This window comes from Pseudomonas sp. NyZ201 (assembly GCF_049860765.1).
GTDB lineage: Bacteria > Pseudomonadota > Gammaproteobacteria > Pseudomonadales > Pseudomonadaceae > Aquipseudomonas > Aquipseudomonas bharatica.
Genome location: NZ_CP187557.1, coordinates 3,687,176 through 3,705,357, shown reverse-complemented (window position 1 = coordinate 3,705,357; position 18,182 = coordinate 3,687,176). Strand labels below are relative to the sequence as shown.

The 18,182-nt window shown below is 63.1% G+C and carries 18 protein-coding genes; 9 read left to right on the top strand and 9 right to left on the bottom strand.

From position 1 onward, the window contains the following. Window positions 1-245 precede the first annotated feature (245 nt). A complete protein-coding gene (gene ribBA / locus ACPFMA_RS16385; RefSeq protein ID WP_425928233.1) occupies window positions 246-1,367 on the bottom strand; it encodes a bifunctional 3,4-dihydroxy-2-butanone-4-phosphate synthase/GTP cyclohydrolase II in 1,122 nt (373 codons plus the stop codon). 79 nt (window positions 1,368-1,446) lie between these two features. Here ribBA and ACPFMA_RS16380 point away from each other — a divergent pair, with 79 nt between their 5' ends. Further along, window positions 1,447-1,740, top strand: a complete 294-nt coding sequence (locus tag ACPFMA_RS16380; protein ID WP_064304146.1) for a DUF1330 domain-containing protein — start codon at window positions 1,447-1,449, stop codon at window positions 1,738-1,740. A gap of 26 nt (window positions 1,741-1,766) precedes the next feature. Here the strand turns inward: ACPFMA_RS16380 and ACPFMA_RS16375 are convergent, their stop codons facing one another. Further along, window positions 1,767-2,489 carry a pirin family protein gene (locus ACPFMA_RS16375; protein WP_064304147.1) on the bottom strand — a complete coding sequence of 241 codons (723 nt, stop codon included), beginning with the start codon at window positions 2,487-2,489 and terminating at the stop codon, window positions 1,767-1,769. Window positions 2,490-2,696: 207 nt separating this feature from the next. Here ACPFMA_RS16375 and ACPFMA_RS16370 point away from each other — a divergent pair, with 207 nt between their 5' ends. Continuing rightward, a complete protein-coding gene (locus ACPFMA_RS16370) occupies window positions 2,697-3,647 on the top strand; it encodes a GlxA family transcriptional regulator (RefSeq protein ID WP_420058881.1) in 951 nt (316 codons plus the stop codon). Between the two features lie 159 nt (window positions 3,648-3,806). Here the strand turns inward: ACPFMA_RS16370 and ACPFMA_RS16365 are convergent, their stop codons facing one another. The 5 genes from ACPFMA_RS16365 to ACPFMA_RS16345 form a co-directional block, all read right to left on the bottom strand. After that, window positions 3,807-5,042, bottom strand: a complete 1,236-nt coding sequence (locus ACPFMA_RS16365; protein ID WP_420059540.1) for a saccharopine dehydrogenase family protein — start codon at window positions 5,040-5,042, stop codon at window positions 3,807-3,809. Window positions 5,043-5,068: 26 nt separating this feature from the next. Then, entirely contained in the window at window positions 5,069-6,166 is a 1,098-nt protein-coding gene (locus ACPFMA_RS16360; protein ID WP_420059541.1) for a carboxynorspermidine decarboxylase, read from the bottom strand. Between the two features lie 259 nt (window positions 6,167-6,425). Then, window positions 6,426-7,427 (bottom strand): hypothetical protein, encoded by a 1,002-nt coding sequence (locus tag ACPFMA_RS16355; protein WP_420059542.1) that lies wholly within the window; start codon window positions 7,425-7,427, stop codon window positions 6,426-6,428. Between the two features lie 89 nt (window positions 7,428-7,516). Continuing rightward, window positions 7,517-7,879: a hypothetical protein gene (locus ACPFMA_RS16350; RefSeq protein WP_009407097.1), complete on the bottom strand. Its 363-nt coding sequence runs from the start codon at window positions 7,877-7,879 to the stop codon at window positions 7,517-7,519. Beyond that, window positions 7,879-8,496, bottom strand: coding sequence for an NAD(P)H-binding protein (locus ACPFMA_RS16345; protein WP_420059546.1), 618 nt, complete (start codon window positions 8,494-8,496; stop codon window positions 7,879-7,881). The genes ACPFMA_RS16350 and ACPFMA_RS16345 overlap by 1 nt, the downstream gene beginning before the upstream one ends. Before the next feature lie 136 nt (window positions 8,497-8,632). Between ACPFMA_RS16345 and ACPFMA_RS16340 the strand changes: the two genes are divergently transcribed. The 4 genes from ACPFMA_RS16340 (at window position 8,633) to ACPFMA_RS16325 (ending at window position 12,119) form a co-directional block, all read left to right on the top strand. Continuing rightward, on the top strand, window positions 8,633-9,076 hold the full coding sequence (locus ACPFMA_RS16340; protein WP_425928232.1) for a CopD family copper resistance protein: 444 nt from the start codon (window positions 8,633-8,635) through the stop codon (window positions 9,074-9,076). Window positions 9,077-9,212: 136 nt separating this feature from the next. Then, window positions 9,213-10,433 carry a putative DNA modification/repair radical SAM protein gene (locus ACPFMA_RS16335; protein ID WP_009407089.1) on the top strand — a complete coding sequence of 407 codons (1,221 nt, stop codon included), beginning with the start codon at window positions 9,213-9,215 and terminating at the stop codon, window positions 10,431-10,433. Next, the gene (locus tag ACPFMA_RS16330) at window positions 10,430-11,266 is read left to right on the top strand and encodes a TIGR03915 family putative DNA repair protein (RefSeq protein WP_420059548.1); all 837 of its coding nucleotides are present in this window, start codon (window positions 10,430-10,432) and stop codon (window positions 11,264-11,266) included. The genes ACPFMA_RS16335 and ACPFMA_RS16330 overlap by 4 nt, the downstream gene beginning before the upstream one ends. A gap of 151 nt (window positions 11,267-11,417) precedes the next feature. Next, window positions 11,418-12,119: a helix-turn-helix transcriptional regulator gene (locus tag ACPFMA_RS16325; RefSeq protein WP_425928231.1), complete on the top strand. Its 702-nt coding sequence runs from the start codon at window positions 11,418-11,420 to the stop codon at window positions 12,117-12,119. Window positions 12,120-12,309: 190 nt separating this feature from the next. Here the strand turns inward: ACPFMA_RS16325 and ACPFMA_RS16320 are convergent, their stop codons facing one another. Next, window positions 12,310-13,056 (bottom strand): sulfite exporter TauE/SafE family protein, encoded by a 747-nt coding sequence (locus ACPFMA_RS16320; protein WP_425928230.1) that lies wholly within the window; start codon window positions 13,054-13,056, stop codon window positions 12,310-12,312. A gap of 304 nt (window positions 13,057-13,360) precedes the next feature. On the opposite strand from ACPFMA_RS16320, the gene ACPFMA_RS16315 reads away from it, so the two are divergent. The 3 genes from ACPFMA_RS16315 to ACPFMA_RS16305 are packed head-to-tail and all read left to right on the top strand — an operon-like array spanning window position 13,361 to window position 17,116. Next, a complete protein-coding gene (locus tag ACPFMA_RS16315) occupies window positions 13,361-14,710 on the top strand; it encodes an MFS transporter (RefSeq protein ID WP_420059552.1) in 1,350 nt (449 codons plus the stop codon). Window positions 14,711-14,727: 17 nt separating this feature from the next. Then, window positions 14,728-15,717, top strand: a complete 990-nt coding sequence (locus ACPFMA_RS16310) for a LysR family transcriptional regulator (protein WP_425928229.1) — start codon at window positions 14,728-14,730, stop codon at window positions 15,715-15,717. After that, a complete protein-coding gene (locus ACPFMA_RS16305) occupies window positions 15,704-17,116 on the top strand; it encodes an aspartate ammonia-lyase (protein WP_425928228.1) in 1,413 nt (470 codons plus the stop codon). Before ACPFMA_RS16310 ends, ACPFMA_RS16305 begins: the two co-directional genes overlap by 14 nt. 132 nt (window positions 17,117-17,248) lie before the next feature. Here ACPFMA_RS16305 and ACPFMA_RS16300 read toward each other — a convergent pair whose 3' ends face one another. Then, window positions 17,249-18,115: a LysR family transcriptional regulator gene (locus tag ACPFMA_RS16300; protein ID WP_279900212.1), complete on the bottom strand. Its 867-nt coding sequence runs from the start codon at window positions 18,113-18,115 to the stop codon at window positions 17,249-17,251. Window positions 18,116-18,182 lie beyond the last annotated feature (67 nt).

The following is an 18,182-nucleotide window of genomic DNA, read 5'->3' as shown; positions in this document are numbered from 1 at the left end:
TTGTTATTCGAGGCGGGCTTTCTGTCGCCCGCCAATCAGTTCGGGGAGCAGCTTTTCCAAAGTGTCGGTTGGCCGTTTGTGATTGTAGGTGCCGGCCCTGCAGCTTTAAGGTCTACGGGATATCATATTATGGTATTCCAAACTTTTCGCAAGAGGGGTGGGGCGACCGGCCATCACTCTGGGGTTGTTTTTTGAGGGTCTTGTGGAGAAGTTGAGGCCCTGAAGGGCGATGAAGAACCTGGAGTTCAGCCCACCATCCCTTCTTCAAACGGAATGCTCTGCACCACCTCCAGGTCATACCCGGTCAAGCCGGCATATTTCAGCGGCGGCCCGAGATGGCGCAGCTTGCCCACGCCCAGGTCCTGCAGGATCTGGGCCCCGGTGCCGACTTCGGAGTAGGTTCTGCTCGTGCCGCGCTGGTACGGCCGTGGCGGCCGGGTCAGGTGCGGCACCCGCTCCAGCAGGGCTTGCGACGATTCATGGTTGGCAAGAATGACCACCACTCCGGCGCCTTCGGCCGCGACCTTCTGCAACGCTGCCCATAAGGTCCAGTTCGCCGGCCCGGCGTACTCGGCTCCGACCAGGTCGCGCAGTGGATCGATCACGTGCACCCGCACCAGGGTCGGCTGTTCGCGGCGGATGTCACCCATGACCATGGCCATGTGCACGCCACCTTCGATGCGGTCTTCGTAGGTCACCAGGCGGAAGGTGCCATGCACCGTCGGCAGTTCCCGTTCGCCGATGCGCTTGACCGTCTGTTCGGTGCTCAAGCGGTAATGGATCAGGTCGGCAATGGTGCCGATCTTGATGCCATGCCTGGCTGCGAAGATCTCCAGGTCCGGACGCCGGGCCATGCTGCCATCATCGTTCAATACCTCGACGATTACCGAAGCGGGGGAGAAGCCGGCCAGTCGCGCAAGGTCGCAACCCGCCTCGGTATGCCCGGCCCGGGTCAGCACGCCGCCTTCGCGAGCACGCAGGGGAAAGATATGCCCGGGCTGGACCAGGTCGTCGGCGGTCGCATCCGGGGCGACCGCAGCCGCTACCGTGCAGGCACGATCGGCAGCGGAAATGCCGGTGGTGACCCCCCGCGCCGCTTCTATCGATACGGTAAAGGCCGTGCTGAATGCACTGCCATTGGCCGGCACCATCTGCTCCAGCCCCAGGCGCTGGCAGTGCTCGTCGGTCAGGGTCAGGCAGATCAGGCCGCGCGCCTCGCGGGCCATGAAGCTGATAGCCGCGGCGTCGCAACGCTCGGCGGCAATCAGCAGGTCGCCTTCGTTTTCACGGTCCTCATCGTCAACCAGCAGGACCATCCTGCCCTGACGGTAATCTTCGAGGATTTCTTCGATGCTGTTGAAAGCCATTGCCGCGCGCTCACTGTGGTTCGTAAAGAATTATGGTATACCATAATACCAATACACCCCGCCAAGAGGAGCGTGACCCATGAAGGCCTACTGGATCGCCCACGTCGATGTAACGGATCCACAGCAGTACCAGCAGTACACCCAGCGCGCACCGGCGGCTTTCGCGGCATTCGGTGGCAAGTTGCTGGCCCGGGGCGGGCGCAGCGAGGCGATGGAAGGACGAGCGACCCCGCAACGCAGCGTGGTGATCGAGTTCGACTCGTATGAGCAGGCCGTGGCGTGCTATCGCTCGGCGCAGTACCAGGACGCCTGCCGCCACCGACAGGGGGTGGCGAAGGCGGAAGTGATCATCGTGGAAGGCTACGAGCCCTGACTCTCCAGGGCTCGTAGTGATGCGGCTCAGGCCATTCCGGGCAGTTCGTGCGGACGCAGGTCGAACACCAGCACTTCGGCATCCTCGCCATCGCGCAGTTCGAGGATCTGCTCCTGACGCAGGCGCACGCCGTCGCCTTCGTTCAGTTGCAGGCCGTTGAGCACCACGCTGCCGCGGGCCACATGGACGTAGGCATTGCGCTCGGCCGGCAGTTTCAGGGTGGCGCTTTCCTGGCCATCGAACAGGCCGGCATAGACCCGCGCGTCCTGGCGGATCTGCAGCGAACCGTCGGCGCCGTCCGGCGAGATGATCAGCTTCAGCCGACCGCGTTTTTCCTCGGCGCCGTAGTGCGCTTGCTGGTAGCGCGGTTCGGCACCCACCACCGCCGGAACGATCCAGATCTGCAGGAAGTGCACCGGCTCGTCATGGGAGTGGTTGAACTCGCTGTGGGTGACGCCACGGCCTGCGCTCATCAGCTGAACGTCGCCCGGGCGGATCACCGAGCCGGTCCCCATGCTGTCCTTGTGCTCCAGCGCGCCTTCGAGCACGTAGGAGAAAATCTCCATGTCGCGGTGCGGGTGCTGGCCGAACCCCTTGCCTTCGCTGACCCGGTCATCATTGATTACCAGCAGGTCGGAAAAACCTTGCTCGGCCGGGTTACGGTAGTGAGCGAAGGAGAAGGTGTGGAAGGACTTCAGCCAGCCATGGTTGGCCAGGCCGCGGTCGGAAGCTTTGCGCAGGGTCAGCATGATGTATCTCCTTGTCAGGTCGGGGTTGCGAAAGAGCAACCGCGTTTTGATGGAGGTAGATTACTGTTTACCTCGGCACGCAATAAGTAGGTGGAGATGGAATGACTGTCTCCTCATGGTGGACAATCTTTCGCTGCTTTTCGATCCGTCTGCAGGAAGGGTCATAATGCGTCGCACTGTTCTCCTGATCTGCGGTGACTTGTTTCGATGAAAAGCGTGGCCATGGTGTTATTCCCGGATTTTCTCCTGCTCGACATGGCGGGGCCGCTGGAGGTGTTCTCCATTGCCAACCGTTACCTCAAGCCCGAGGACCATTACCGGATCACCACCCTCGGGGCCGTACCGGGGGCGATCCGTGCTTCGAACGGCATCAGTGTGCTGCCGGATGCGTTGATCGATCCCCGACAAGGGCAGTGGGACCTGTTGCTGGTTCCCGGTGGGCCAGGGGCCTACAACGAGATCTGTCCACCGCTGAGCCTGTGGCTCAAGGATGTGGCCACGCGTGCCCGGTGCTATGGATCGATCTGCACGGGAGCCTTCATTCTCGGGCATGCCGGGCTGCTCGACGGTTACCGCTCGACCACTCATTGGCACTACACCGAGCGGTTGATCAGGGCGTTTCCGAAAACCCGGGTGGAGACCGACCAGATCTTCGTGCGTGATCGCCAGTTGATCACCTCCGGTGGCGTGACGGCGGGTATCGACCTGGCGCTGGCGGTGGTTGCCGAGGATCACGGCAAGAAGGTCGCCCAGGACGTGGCCAAGGTGCTGCTGGTAGTGATGAAGCGCCAGGGTGGCCAGGCGCGTTTCAGCCCACTGGCGGGGGAGGTGGCCAAGGAAGAGACACCGATCACCCGGGTCCAGAACCATGTACTGGCCCATCTCGACGAACCGTTCGGCATCGCACGCATGGCGGCGCTGGCGGCCATGAGCCCGCGGCATTTTTCCCGGGTGTTCATGCGCGAGGTCAACATGACGCCGATGGCCTTCCTGCAGAACGCCCGCATCGACCGGGCCCGGGCGTTGCTGGAAAGCGAGGACCTGCCACTGAAGACCGTGGCCTGGCGCAGCGGCTTTGGCAGCGTGCGCTACATGCGCCAGGTATTCAGCGAAAGGCTGGGCGTGACGCCCAGCGAGTACCGTGAGCAGTTCGGTTGAGGCCCTGTGGGAGCTGGCTAGCCAGCGATAGCGGCGGTGAAGGCACTACTGCTATCGCTGGCAAGCCAGCTCCCACAGGGGCAGTGTCGGTCCTGAGACATTCATAACGAAAAAGGGGCGCCTTCTCAGGCGCCCCTTTTTTTCACGCAGCGGACTCTATCAAGCCCACGGACGATCACCGTTCTCGTCCTTGACCCGGGTCGGCAGACCCATCACGTCAAGGGCGTGCAGGAACGGTTCGGCCGGCAGTTCTTCGACGTTGACCATGCGCTGCACGTCCCACTGGCCGCGGGCGACCAGCAGGGCCGCCGCCACTGGCGGTACGCCGGCAGTGTAGGAAATGCCCTGGCTGTCGGTCTCGGCGTAGGCTTCCTCGTGGTCGGCCACGTTGTAGATGAAGACCTCGCGCGGCTGGCCATCCTTGGTGCCCTTGACCAGGTCGCCGATGCAGGTCTTGCCGGTGTAGCCGGGGGCCAGCGAGGCCGGATCCGGCAGCACGGCCTTGACCACTTTCAATGGCACCACTTCCAGGCCTTCGGCGGTTTTCACCGGCTGTTCGGAGAGCAGGCCGAGGTTCTTCAGTACGGTGAACACATTGATGTAATGCTCGCCGAAGCTCATCCAGAAACGCACGTTGGGCACGTCGAGGTTCTTCGACAGCGAGTGCACTTCATCGTGGCCGGTGAGGTAGAGGTTCTGCGAGCCGACTACCGGCAGGTCGTCGGTACGCTTCACTTCGAACATGGTGTTGCTGGTCCACTGGCTGTTCTGCCAGCTCCACACCTGCCCGGTGAATTCACGGAAGTTGATTTCCGGATCGAAGTTGGTGGCGAAGTACTTGCCGTGCGACCCGGCATTGACGTCGAGAATATCGATCGAGTCGATGCGGTCGAAATACTGCTGCTTCGCCAGCGCCGCGTAGGCGTTGACCACACCCGGGTCGAAGCCGACACCGAGAATGGCGGTAATGTTCTTCTGCTGGCATTCCTCGAGGTGTTTCCACTCGTAGTTGCCATACCAGGGCGGGGTTTCGCAGATCTTGCCCGGTTCTTCGTGGATTGCGGTGTCCAGGTAGGCGACACCGGTATCGATGCAGGCACGCAGCACCGACATGTTGAGGAAGGCGGAGCCGACGTTGATCACGATCTGCGATTCGGTCTCGCGGATCAGCGCCTTGGTCGCCTCGACATCGAGGGCATTGAGCGAAAAGGCCAGGATGTCGGCGGGTACCTTGAGGCTACCCTTGGCCTTGACGCTGTCGATGATGGCCTGGCATTTGGAGATGTTCCGCGACGCAATTGCAATACGACCGAGTTCGTCGTTGTGCTGCGCGCACTTGTGGGCCACCACCTTGGCGACACCTCCTGCACCAATGATAAGAACGTTCTTCTTCAATTCTCTATCTCTCCTTATCTGCCAGCTCAGGAAAGGCTGGACAGGTAGTCTTCGAAACCGAACTCACGAACCACCTCGACGCTACCGTCGAGTTGTTTCACTACGATGGACGGCATTTTCAGGCCGTTGAACCAGTTTTTCTTGACCATGGTGTAGCCAGCGGCGTCGATGAACGACAGCCGATCGCCGATGGTCAGCGGACGATCGAATTGGTACTCGCCGAAGATGTCGCCGGCCAGGCACGATTTGCCGCAGACCATCCAGGTGTGCTCGCCATCGTTGGGGGCCATCTTGGCGTTGAGGCGGTAGATCAGCAGGTCGAGCATGTGCGCTTCGATCGAGCTGTCGACCACGGCCAGGTGCTTGCCGTTGTACAGGGTGTCGAGCACGGTCACTTCCAGCGAGGCGCTGTTGGTGATCGCCGCTTCGCCCGGCTCCAGGTAGACCTGTACGCCGTAGGTTTCGGAGAACGACTTCAGGCGCGCGCAGAACGCATCCAGGGCGTAGCCTTCGCCGGTGAAGTGGATGCCGCCGCCCAGGCTGACCCACTCGACCTGGTGCAACAGGTGGCCGAAGCGTTCCTCGATGGTGCCGAGCATCTTGTCGAACAGGTCGAAATCGCCGTTCTCGCAATTGTTGTGGAACATGAAGCCGGAGATCTGCTCGATCACGCTTTCAACCTTGACCGGATCCCATTCGCCGAGGCGGCTGAACGGGCGCGCCGGGTCGGCCAGCAGGTAGTCGGAGCTGCTCACCTGCGGGTTGACCCGCAGACCACGGACCTTGCCCTCGGACGCTTCGGCAAAGCGCTGCAGCTGGCCGATGGAGTTGAAGATGATCTTGTCGCAGTTGACCAGCATCTCGTCGATCTCGTCGTCGGCCCAGGCCACGCTGTAGGCGTGGGTCTCGCCGGCGAACTTCTGGCGACCGAGCTTGAGCTCGTAGAGCGAGGACGAAGTGGTGCCGTCCATGTACTGCTGCATCAGGTCGAACACCGACCAGGTGGCGAAGCACTTCAGCGCAAGCAGGGCCTTGGCCCCGGAGTTCTCGCGCACATAGGCGATCTTCTCCAGGTTGCCCAGCAGCTTTTGTTTGTCGATGAGGTAGTACGGGGTCTTGATCACTTCGAGGCTCCGGGTAGGCCAGCCAAAAAAAGAGCCGCATTGTGCCCGTACTCGATACATATCGAAAGGGCGGGATGCGCTTTTGCCGGTATCGATGGCCGGGAAGCGCACGGCGATGGCGTTTTGCTGAATAAGGGGTTGCGAAATGTTACGCGAGGTCTGAGGCGGGTGGGATGACCGTCGGGAAGTTCGCCGGGGTCTGTCTTATTCCCACCTTCGCAATTGCGGATAGCCCTGCAAGCGCGTTGCCATAAAGCGTTCAGGCTTCCGATGGAAGCTTGACCTGGCGATAGCTCAAGGGGAGCCCGAGTGTCTTAGAGAGGAAGTCGAGATAGCTACTGTCGGCTGCGTCGAGCGACGTTCTGCCTACTGCCACCAGTCGGGTGTTCCGATCAGTGTGCGGCTCCCAGTACCAGGCGTACTCCAGCAACTGACCGATTGCCAGGCGCAATACGCGACGGGTCGACAAGTCCGACTTGACTTCAAACAGGATACGCTCGCTGGCGGTGACGACCGTGACGTCCACGTAGTTCTCTTCGCAAACGATCTTCGCGTCTGGATATTCCCGTTCGAGCTCCTGACACAGTGCGCTGCGAATCATGTCGTGTTCGGGCGAGCATTCGCGCCCCTCCGACCCGTTCCTGAAGTAGTTACGCTGCTGCGGGGGGACGCTCACGCCAATCCTGACAGGACGTTTAACACCCGTTTCAGGCACCACATAGTCCTGATCCGGCGCGATCAATTGGTAGCGATTCCAGTGCATGACCGGATCACTGGATGTCGCCAGGGTATCCTCGGGAAACCATTCGACATCTTCCGGGCGAAAGCGGACATTCAGCATGTAACGGGCCCAGTTGGTATTTCCCAGGCTTTCCTTGACACCTTCGACCTTGTCGATCTCCTTCAACATCTGCTTGAACCAGCCATTCCTTTTATAGATTTCCAGCGCGGCATTGCTTTGCGCTTCGTCCAGGAACTCGATATGCCTGATTCTGGCTACGTAACGACGTCCGCGGGGAGTGATCGTGAAAAGAACCACTTCTCCAGCACGTTCTCCAGACTTGAGCCGGGTTTTACGCCCCTTGTTCACACCCTGAAGAAATCCGTACTGCCAACCGCCAATCTGCCACTCGAAGCGGAACAGCCATTCCTCGTGACCGTAACGATGCCGGGAGTAATAAGTCGTCCTGGCCTCCGTTGCGCTCCCGGTTGGATGCTGCCAGTTGGATTCGTTGTAACAAATTCGCGTTATGTAGGTCATTCGGGATATCGTCTGCGGTGATGGCTATTAGACATCGTTGCAGGATGGCAGAACCCAAACGATCAAGCGAGTAGGCGAAAGCCTGATTTCTACCGCGGAGTCCTGCCATGTTTCTGGTCTGGCTCATGGTTTCTGTTCTGCACAGGCCGTCGTCTTTCAAGCAGCAACAAGCGCAAGGCCTTCGCCACCAAGGCCCCGAGAATGCACCCCGCCGCCGTAGCGATGCCTTGCAGCAGCAGCCCCAGCCCTCTGGCCAGGCTCGGGTCTCCGATGAAATGACCCAGCTCCGGCCACAACGCCAGCCACAGGGCGATAAAGCCCAGCACCAGGTCGTACCAACGCCCGCTTACGCCCGCCGGTCGATAACTTCGTACGAACAGAATGAACGCGCTGAAGGCCATGGCCAGCAGCACCAGGCCGAAGATCTGATGAAGCGCATCGGGGCCGGACATCAATCACGCCCTCCGTTTGCGCCGCGCAAGCGCAGGCACTGATGCCGGTGCAGCCCAAGGCGCAGCTCGTCGAGCAGTGCCTCGGCACAGTCCAGCGCCCGTCGGGCCTCGCTGCCGATGGTCGTGGCCTCGCCACTGAAATCATCGACCCGCAACCCGGCTGCCAATGGCGGCATCTCCACCAGCGTCCAGTCCAGTCCGCTGGCGTCCAGGCTGCGCCGCAGCCCCGCACCCAGGGCTTCGTCGCCGCTGTCGTCGGAGTCCACCAGCCATTCCCAGCGGCCAACCAGGAACAACCCCGGCGCGCCGGCATCACCGAGGGCGAGCGCACCGTCGATCAGGCAACCACAGCGCGCCGGCAGGTCTTCCTGGCGTTCCCCGCCAAGGCAGGCGAATACCGCATCCAGCCCGGCAATCGCCTGCTTGACCGTCTCCACCGACTCCAGGCTGCCCAGCTTGCAGCGCAAGCCGGGACGCGCAGTGATGCCGTTGAGATCGTCGAGCAGCGCGCTCACTTCGTGCTGGCGATGCAGCGCGGCGGCGATCAGCGCCTGGCCGAGGCTGTCCAGCGGATTGAACACGCCCAGCTTCAGGCGCGGGGTTTCGAGGTTATGCATCGGGTGCCTCCTGGCGAAGCGGCTGTCGATATGAGATTCGAAATACCGCGCCGGAGCAGAGTTCCACCGGCTTGACGGGCGTCAAGCCCGGAGTGCCGCGGCACGGTTAGTCTGGCCGGCACAATGAGGCCCCGCCATGATCTATCCCGTTCTGCTGACCCTACACCTGTTCGCTGCCATCGTCTTTATCGGCACCGTGTTCTTCGAAGTGCTGTTTCTCGGCGGGATCCGTCGCCAGTTGCCCGATCGCATGATGATGATGCTCGAACACGCTGTCGGCCAACGCGCCCGGCGGCTGATGCCCTGGGTGTTGCTGGTGTTGTTCGGTGCCGGGGCCGGCATGGTCCGCGAGCGCTACATGGCGCAGTTGGCAACGCCCTGGACGTCGCCCTTCGGCACCTTGCTGGGAGTGAAGATCCTTGTCGCCGTCAGCGTGCTCGGGCATTTCCTTACCGCGCTGTGGCTGATGCGCAGCGGGCGCATGACGGCGCAGGCGGTTCGCTTCATCCATGCCAGCGTCTTTACTCATCTGTTGCTGATCGTGGTGCTGGCCAAGGGCATGTTCTATTTGAGCTGGTAAAGAGAATGCTTGGGCTATGTGCCTCTACTGTTGAAGGCGAGGGTGTGGTCGCTGTGGCTAGACCGACAACAGGCCCTTGCACTCCGGTCAATCTCGAAATACTGTATGGATATTCAGTATTCGGGAAAGGCTCCCCATGCAACTCATCGCCAAGCTCGGCATCCTCGCCGATGCCGCCAAGTACGACGCGTCATGCGCCAGCAGTGGCGCCCCCAAGCGCAGCTCGAAGGGCAGCGACGGGCTTGGCGCGACCAACGGCATGGGCATCTGCCACAGCTATACGCCCGACGGGCGCTGCGTCTCGCTGCTCAAGGTGCTGCTCACCAACTTCTGTCTGTACGACTGCCAGTACTGCGTAAACCGCCGTTCCAGCAACGTGCCGCGGGCGCGCTTCACGCCCGAGGAAGTGGTGCGCCTGACCCTGGATTTCTACCGGCGCAACTGCATCAGCGGGCTGTTCCTCAGCTCAGGCATCATTCGCTCGGCCGACTACACCATGGAACAACTGGTCCGGGTGGCGCGCCTGCTGCGCGAGGAGCATGACTTCCGCGGCTATATCCACCTCAAGACCATCCCCGACGCCGACCCGCTGCTGATCGAGGAAGCCGGACGCCTGGCCGACCGCCTCAGCGTCAATATCGAGCTGCCCAGCGATGCCAGCCTCAAGCGCCTGGCTCCGGAAAAGCAGGTGGCCACCATCCGCCAGGCCATGGGCACCATCCATCGCGGGCAGCAGGCGGTGGCCGGCGAGGCGAGGGCGCCGCGTTTCACGCCGGCCGGGCAGAGCACGCAGATGATCGTCGGTGCCGACACTTCGGACGACCGCACCATCCTGCGCAATGCCGAATCGCTTTATCAGGGCTACGGCCTCAAGCGCGTGTATTACTCCGCCTTCAGCCCGATCCCCGACAGCCCCGATAGCGTGCCCCTGGCTGCACCACCGCTGTTGCGCGAGCACCGCCTGTACCAGGCCGACTTCCTGATGCGCGGCTACGGCTACAAGGCAGGCGAGCTGCTCAGCGAGGCGAGCAACCTTGCCCTGGACATCGACCCCAAGCTGGCCTGGGCGCTGTCCAACCGCGAGGTGTTTCCGGTGGATATCAACCGGGCCGAGCCGGCCCTGCTGGCGCGTATCCCGGGTATCGGCCTGCGCAGCGTACAGCGCCTGGTGGCGCTGCGTCGCGAGCGACGGGTGCGCTACGACGACCTGATCCAGTTGCGCTGCGTGCTGGACAAGGCCAGGCCGTTCATCGTTACCAGCGACTACCGCCCGGCCCTGGCGGAAACCCGCAGCGGCCTGCTGCGTGCCCGTCTGCGTGACCCGGTGGCGCCGGTGCAGATGGGGTTGTGGGGATGATCGCCCTCGACTGCGATGATGACTTCGCCACCTGGCGCGATCAGGCGCGGGTGCTGCTTGGCCATGGCATCGATCCGGCGCAGGTGAACTGGGGGCAGGGCCCGATCCAGGATTTGCTCGCCGTGGCCGATGGCTTGCCCGACGGCCCCGGGCCGTTCCGGGCGAAGGTGCCGGCGGAACTGCTGGCGCAGTTGCAACTGGCCGCCCGATATCGCGGCGAGCAGCGCTGGAACCTGCTCTACGAAGTGCTCTGGCGGGTGGCCCACGGCGACCGCACCGCCATGCTCGCGGGCGATCGCCTGGGCAGTGAACTGCAACGGCGGATCAAGCAGGTCACCCGCGAGGCGCACCATCTGCATGCCTTCGTCCGTTTCGTGCCGTTGCCGGCGGCGGTTGCAGAACAGCTGCAACTGGACCTGGTGGCCTTCCATGAACCTGCCCATGACATTCTCCAAACCGCCAGCGGGCATTTTGCCGAGCGCCTGGGCCGCCAGCGCTGGTTGATCGCCACCTCGCGCGATGGCATTCGTTACGACGGCAGGGACTTTGATTACCGCCGCCAGTGCCCGCCTGAATGGCGGCAGTGGGCGGAGCAGGCCGATGACCCTGATGCGGACCTGTGGCTGACCTATTACCGCCACACTTTCAACCCGGCGCGGGTCAATCCCGATGCCTTGCGCATGCATATGCCGGGACGCTTCTGGCGGCATCTGCCGGAAGGACCGTTGATTCCCCGGCTGGTCGGGCTGGCCAGGCAGGGCAAGCAGCGCGACGGGCAGGCCCAGGAAGTGGCGGAGCAGGGTGGGAAAAGGATTTCGGTGGTGACCCGTTAGCGGGTCTCGTTGTTGAGGGCCTCATCGCTGCGGTGCGGCGGTCCGACAAGCCAGCTCCCACAAGGTCCCCGTGGGAGCTGGCTTGCCAGCGATGAGGCCCGTAAGGACAACAGAAAAGCTCTTGATTCAACACGGACACGAGGTACCTCACATGCACAAGGCCGACCGCCTGTTCCAACTGGTGAACCTGATCCGCGTTCACCAGCCGATCACCGCCGAGCGCCTGGCCGAACGGATCGGTGTGTCCGTGCGCTCCATCTACCGCTATATCGACGACCTGTCCCTGAGCGGCGTACCGGTCTACGGCACCACGGGTATCGGCTACGCCCTCGACGCCGCGTTCGAGATGCCGCCACTGCGCCTGAGCCGCATCGAGGTGGACGCCCTGACCCTGGGCATGGAAATGCTCGCCGACAGCGCCGACAACGAGCTCTCCAGTGCCGCGCGCACCTTGCTGAGCAAGGTCGCGGCCAGCGCGCCGCAACAAACCAGCGATCCGCAACAGAGCCCGATCCGCGCGCTGAACAGCAGCACCGCCATGACCCGCGGTCACCTCAGCACCCTGCGCCAGGCCATCGAGCACAAGCGGGTATTGCAGATCACCTACACCAGCCTTGACGGTGCGGTCTCGCGACGCCTGATCCAGCCCATCGGCCTGTTCTACTGGGGTGGCAAGTGGACGGTTGGCAGTTGGTGCAACACCCGCTCGGCCTACCGCGATTTCCGCGTCGACCGTATCGCCTCGATCCTCACCAGCGAGGAACCCTGGCGTGACAGCCCGCAAATCGCCCTGCGCACCTACATGCGCCATCAATCCACGGCCTGGCGTACTGACAGTACGCTGTCAGGATGACCTGCGGATACTGGAGCTTCATCAAACCCAAGGAAGTGTCCTGCCCATGCCCTATGTTCTCGAACTCGCCATTTTCACCGTCAAGCCCGAGCACTGCGCGCGAATGCTGCAACTGCGCGACGGTCTGCGCGAATACCTCGCGTAGGGTTTTCCACGCCGGCGCTACCCGTTGCTGGCCTGTTGGCCTGGCTCAGGCCAGCAGGTTTGGCACCGAGGACACCAGCAAGGCAATGCCCGAGGCGGTCAGCAGACCGAGTACCAACTGACGAAAGCGCACGTCGCTGATGCCGAAGTACAGGCGGGTGCCGAGGAAGGTCGGAACGAGCATGGCCGGTGCGACGATGGCGAACATCGGCCACATGTCCCGGGTAACGATGCCCGAGCCCAGGTAGGTGGCCATGGTCACCAGCAGCATGGACAGGTTGAAGTTCTGGATGATCGAGCGCTGGGTATCGCGATCATAGCCGCGCAGGGTGCACCAGAGGGTCGGCAGGGTGCCAGTGAAGCCACCCAGTCCGCCCATGATCCCGCCCGCGAAGCCGACCCCGCCGTTGGCAATCCGGCCACCGAAGGCAATCACCGGCAAGCGCTTGGCCATCAGCATGATCGGGCACCACAGCACCAGCAGTGTGCCGAGGATCGCCTTGAACCAGTCCATGTCCAGTTGCGGCAGCAGCGCCACGCCGAGGGGAATGCCGAGCAGGCCGCCGACCACGAAGGGCGCCAGTTGCTTGATATCGAAACCACGGCGCACCGAGATCGCCGCCACCACTTGTCCAAGCAAGGCACCGAACACCGCCAGGGTGGCCGCCAGCTTGGGGTCCAGCACCCAGGCCCAGAACGACATGGCAACCAGGCCGAAGGCAAATCCGGAAAGCCCCTGCACGAACCCCGCCACCACGGCACCCACGGCCACTACCAGATAAATCGAATCCATACCTTGCTCTCCTGAGTATTCGCACCATCAAGGTGCGTTTCCTTGTCCCATTATGCTGGGCGGCTGCACTACGGGAAAATCCTAACTTGTGATCGGTTCATGATCAGGCACCCGGGCTGGGTGCCTGCCGCGAACATGAAGATGTGCAAAGAAACCGCTGTCATCAGGAATCACGGCAGCTAGTATCAACAATCCTGATACTCCGATTACACATGCTGTTTCCCTGAATATGCAGCCGTACACTCGAGCGTAATCCGGTCACCCATACCGGTCCCCACAACTAGAACAACAGGTGGAGATACGAATGAGCCAGGTAGCGTTCGAAGACCTTCCGTTGAGCCGTTTTCATATTCGAACGGTTTTCAGCGGAACAGGAGGGCAGTTCAGCGATGGATTCGTGTTGGGCATCATCGGCATCGCCGTGAGCATGGCGGCGGGGCCTTTGCAATTGACCGCGCTATGGATGGGGCTGCTCGGCGCGGCGTCGCTGGCGGGCTTGTTCATCGGCAGTCTGTTCGCCGGTCCGCTGGCCGACAAGTTCGGTCGGCGCACCATCTTCGCCTGGGACATGCTGCTGTTCGCGGTAATCTCCGCGTCGCAGTTCTTCGTCACTTCTCCTGAGCAGTTGCTGGCCTTGCGCTTGCTGCTGGGCCTGGTGCTCGGCTTCGACTATGTCGTGTCCAAGTCGCTGGTCACCGAGTTTGCCCCACGCCGTTATCGCGGGCGTTTGCTAAGCGTGCTGGCGGCAGCCTGGGCGGCGGGTTACGTCGCGGCTTACCTGGTGGGCTTCGCCATCCGCGATATCGGCCCGGATGCCTGGCGCCTGATGCTGGCGTTGAGCGGCGTGCCGGCCTTGCTGATCCTGCCGCTGCGCCTGGGCGTGCCCGAATCGCCGATCTGGCTGATGGCCAAAGGGCGTAGCGCCGAAGCGCTGGCGATCATCCATGCCAGGTTCGGTCCTCACGTGACCTTGCCGGCCGCAGCGCCTGCCATGGCGAAGAAACGCGGTGGCCTCGGCGAACTGATGAGCAGGCGCTGGCGCCGCAATACCCTGGTCGGCTGCGTGTTCTACACCTGCCAGGTGATCCCGTTCTTCGCCCTCGGTACCTTCTCGCCCCGGGTGCTTGAAGCGCTGGATGTGCAGGACAAATTCGTCGGCGGCCTGGTTTACAACGTGTTGTTGATGATCGGCGCGCTGCTCGGCCTGCTGATCATCGACCGGATTTCCCGTCGCGCCTTCCTGGTCGGCACCTTCTACCTCAGCGCCATCGGTCTCGCCGTGCTGGCCTATGGCGGATTCGGCCCCCTGGGCACCATCCTGGCCTTCGGTTTCTTCGCCTGCGTACTGGCGGCGGCCGTGAACCTCGAATTCGTCTACCCACCGGAACTGTTCCCGACCCACCTGCGCGCCTCGGGCATCGGCCTGGCGGTGGCCGCCAGCCGCTTCGGCTCGGCCTTCGCCACGTTCCTGCTGCCGATTGCCGTGCAGCACCTGGGCATTCATGCCGCCCTGGGCGTATGTGTCGCGGTGCTGCTGTTCGGCGGAGTGTTCTGCCATCTGTTCGCCCCGGAAACCAGCCAGGAAGCCTTGGCTGCAGTGAGCCCGGAAGGCGAGGGCGAGCCCGCGCCGCTGGGCTTCGCCGACACCAAGTAACCCGAGAGGAGATGCCCATGCCAGCCGGCAAGCTTATCGATATGTACGCGGTGCAGGTGTTCGTCGCCGTGACCGAGGAGGGCAGCATGTCGGGGGCGGCAAGCCGCATGGGGATTTCCCAGTCGGGGGTATCGCAGATGGTCCGGCAACTGGAGGACGATCTCGGCGTGATCCTGGTCGATCGCACCACCCGGCCGCTGACCCTGACGCCGTTCGGCCTGGCCTTGCGCAACCGCGGCGCGATCCTTAGCGAGGAGCTGTGCAACCTCAAGGCCCAGGTGCTCGACGCCGGGCGCGGGGTCAAGCCCGACCTGCGCATCGGCCTGGTGGACTCCTTCGCCGCTACCTGCGGTTCGGCCTTTACCCGGCAGATGCTGGAAAGGGTCACGCAGTTGTCGGTACGCACCGGCCTCAGCCCGCAACAGGGCGAGTCGCTGCTGCGCCGTGACCTCGACCTGATCATCACCAGCGACCCCCTGATGGACGCCAACGACGTGGTGCGCTACCGGTTGTTCACCGAGCGCTACTTCGTAATCACCCCGAAGGCACTGGACAAACCGCTGCAGGGTCTCGACGACCTGCGCGCCCTGGCCAACGTGCTGCCGGTGGTGCGCTTCAACCGCCTGTCCCAGGTCGGCCTGCAGATCGAGCGGCATATGCGCGGGCTCGGCGTGCGCATGCCCAACCGCCTGGAACTGGACAACGCCGACGCCCTGACCGCCATGGTCGCCGACGGCATCGGCTGGGCCGTGACCAGCCCCATGTGTTTCCTCCAGGCCTGCACTTGGGTGGAAAACGTCAACGCCCACCTGGTGCCGCAACTGAGCCTGGAGCGCTCGCTGTACCTGGTGGCCCGTCGCAACGAATACAGCGCCTTCTTCGCCGATGCCTGCGAGACGGCGCGCAACGTAATCCTGGACACCTTCCTGCCGCGGCTGAGCGCCTTGGGCAAAGGTGTCGAAACACTGGTAACCATCGATGAGGAAGATTCCCGTGAGTATTTTTGAAAGCGTCGGCGAGCGGATCGAGCAAGACTACGTCGGCGAAGTGCGGATCCCCGCTGGCAAGCTGTACGGCGTCAACACCGTGCGCGGCTTCGACAATCTCAGCGTTTCGCCGCTGAGCATTGCCCACTACCCGGCGTTTCGCGATGCCTTTGCCCAATGCAAATGGGCCGCCGCCCTGGCCAACCTGGACTGCGGGGTGATTTCCCCGGAGCAGAGCGAGGCCATCGTCCTCGCCTGCCAGGACATCATTGCCGGCAACTGCGATGACTCGCTGATCGTCGACCTGCTGGAGGGCTCCGGCGGTACCTCGACCAACATGAACTTCAACGAGGTGGTGGCCAACCGCGCCCAGTTGTTCATGGGTCACGCGGCGGGCAGCTATGACATCGTCCATCCCAACGACCAGGTCAATGCCTCGCAATCGACCAACGATGTCTATCCGGCGGCCTTGAAGATCGCTACTCACGCCATGCTCGAAGGCCTGATCGATGAGGTCCGTCAGCTTGCCGCGCAGTTCGATGCCAAGGCCGTGCAGTTCGCCGATGTTCTCCACCTCGGCCGCACCTGCCTGCAGGATGCCCAGCCGATGCGCCTGGGGCAGTTGTTCTCCGGCTACGCTTCGCTCACCCGTCGGCTTGCCGAAGAGCTGGTCGCGGTGCGTGCCAAGCTGCATACCCTGCCATTGGGCGGCACCGCCATCGGTACCGGTTTCGGTGCCCCGGCGGCCTATCGCGCTGCGGTGTATCGCCATCTGGGCGAGGTCACCGGCGTGGCTTACCAGGCCCCGGAAAACGCCTTCGATGCCATGCAGAACATGGACGTGTTCTCCCGCGTTTCCGCCGAGCTGCGCACCTGCGCGGCGGCCCTGGCGAAGATCGCCAGCGACCTGACCAAGCTGTCCTCCGGCCCGGTCGCCGGTATCGGCGAACTGAAGCTGCCGGAAGCCCAGGCCGGCTCCTCGATCATGCCGGGCAAGGTCAACCCGGTACTGCCGATGGCCATGATCCAGCTCAGCTTCGCGGTGATCGGCAACGACGTCGCCGTGGCCCAGGCAGTGCAGGCCGGCGAACTGGAGATCAACCATTTCGAGCCGGTGGTGGCCTCGCGGGTGTTCGACAGCATCACCTTGCTTACCCAGGGGATCCAGCGCTTTCGCGAAAAATGCATCGCCGGTATCCAGGCCGATGAGGCGCGCAACCTGGCCCATCTCACCGACTCCATGGCCGTCGCCACCGCGCTGGTACCGCGCCTGGGCTATGCCAAGGTCAGCAAGCTGGCGCGGCAGTCGGTCAATGAGGGACGCTCGTTGCTGGCGATCATGGCCGAGAGCGGAGTGATGAGCGAAGCCGAGGCCATGGCGGCGATCGAGACGGCGTCGCGGCCGGTATTTGAAAGCTGAACGCGGAGGTTCTGCTTGGAAGGTGTTCTCCCGGGCGCTGCCAGGGAGGTTCCTGGTTGATCTTTCGGGCCTCATCGCTGGCGACGGTGCATGCGGACCCTGTGGGAGCTGGCTTGCCAGCGATGAGGCCCTTCAGGTCGCCGCCATCCTCAGGGTCTTGACCAGCAATCCCTGCAACCGGTCCACCGGCTGCGAGCCCTGCGATGCGCGGCTGCGATACACCGCCACTTCCATCGGCTCCAGCGGCCCCAGCCCATGCTCGGCGCCCAGGATCTCCAGGTGCTCCGGCACACTGCAACGGGTCAGCACCGCCACCGCCAGGCCACTTTCCACCGCGGCGATCTGCCCGGCCAGGCTCGAACTGTTGTACACCACCCGGTAATCCCGACCCTGCAAGGCCAGCGAGTTGATCGCACAACGCCGCGCCAGGCTGGTGCTTTCGTAGGTGGCGATGGGTAGCGGGTCGCGACGCCAGATGTCGAACTGCGGCGAGCCAACCCAAACCATCGGCTCGTGGAACAGCAAGGTCCCGCGCCGAGGATGGTCGCGGGATATCAGCGCCAGGTCCAGGTCGCCCTGTTCGATCCGCGGGATCAGCAAGGTCGATTGCTCGCAGTCCAGCTCGATCTGTACCGCGCCATAACGCAGGGCGAAACGCTTGAGCACCGGGGTCAGGTAGCGCGCGGCGTAGTCGTCCGGTACGCCGAGACGCACCCGCCCGGTCAGTTCGGCGCCGTGGAATGCCTGCTGTGCATCGCTGTGCAGGTCGAGGATGCGCCGGGCGTAACCCAGCAGCACCTGGCCGTCCGGGGTGAGCTGCTGCTGCCGTGCATCGCGCACCAGCAACTGCCGGCCCACGGCAGCTTCGAGCTTCTTCAACTGCATGCTCACCGCCGATTGCGAACGATGGACTTCCGGCGCGGCATTGGACAGCGAGCCGGTATCGACCACCGCTACGAAGCATTTCAGCCAGTCGATTTGCAGGTCCTGCATGGGCATGTACTCCGTTGCATTCGATAAGCGAATGGTTTGCTCGCGTAATATGCGCTTTTCGCAATGACGTGTC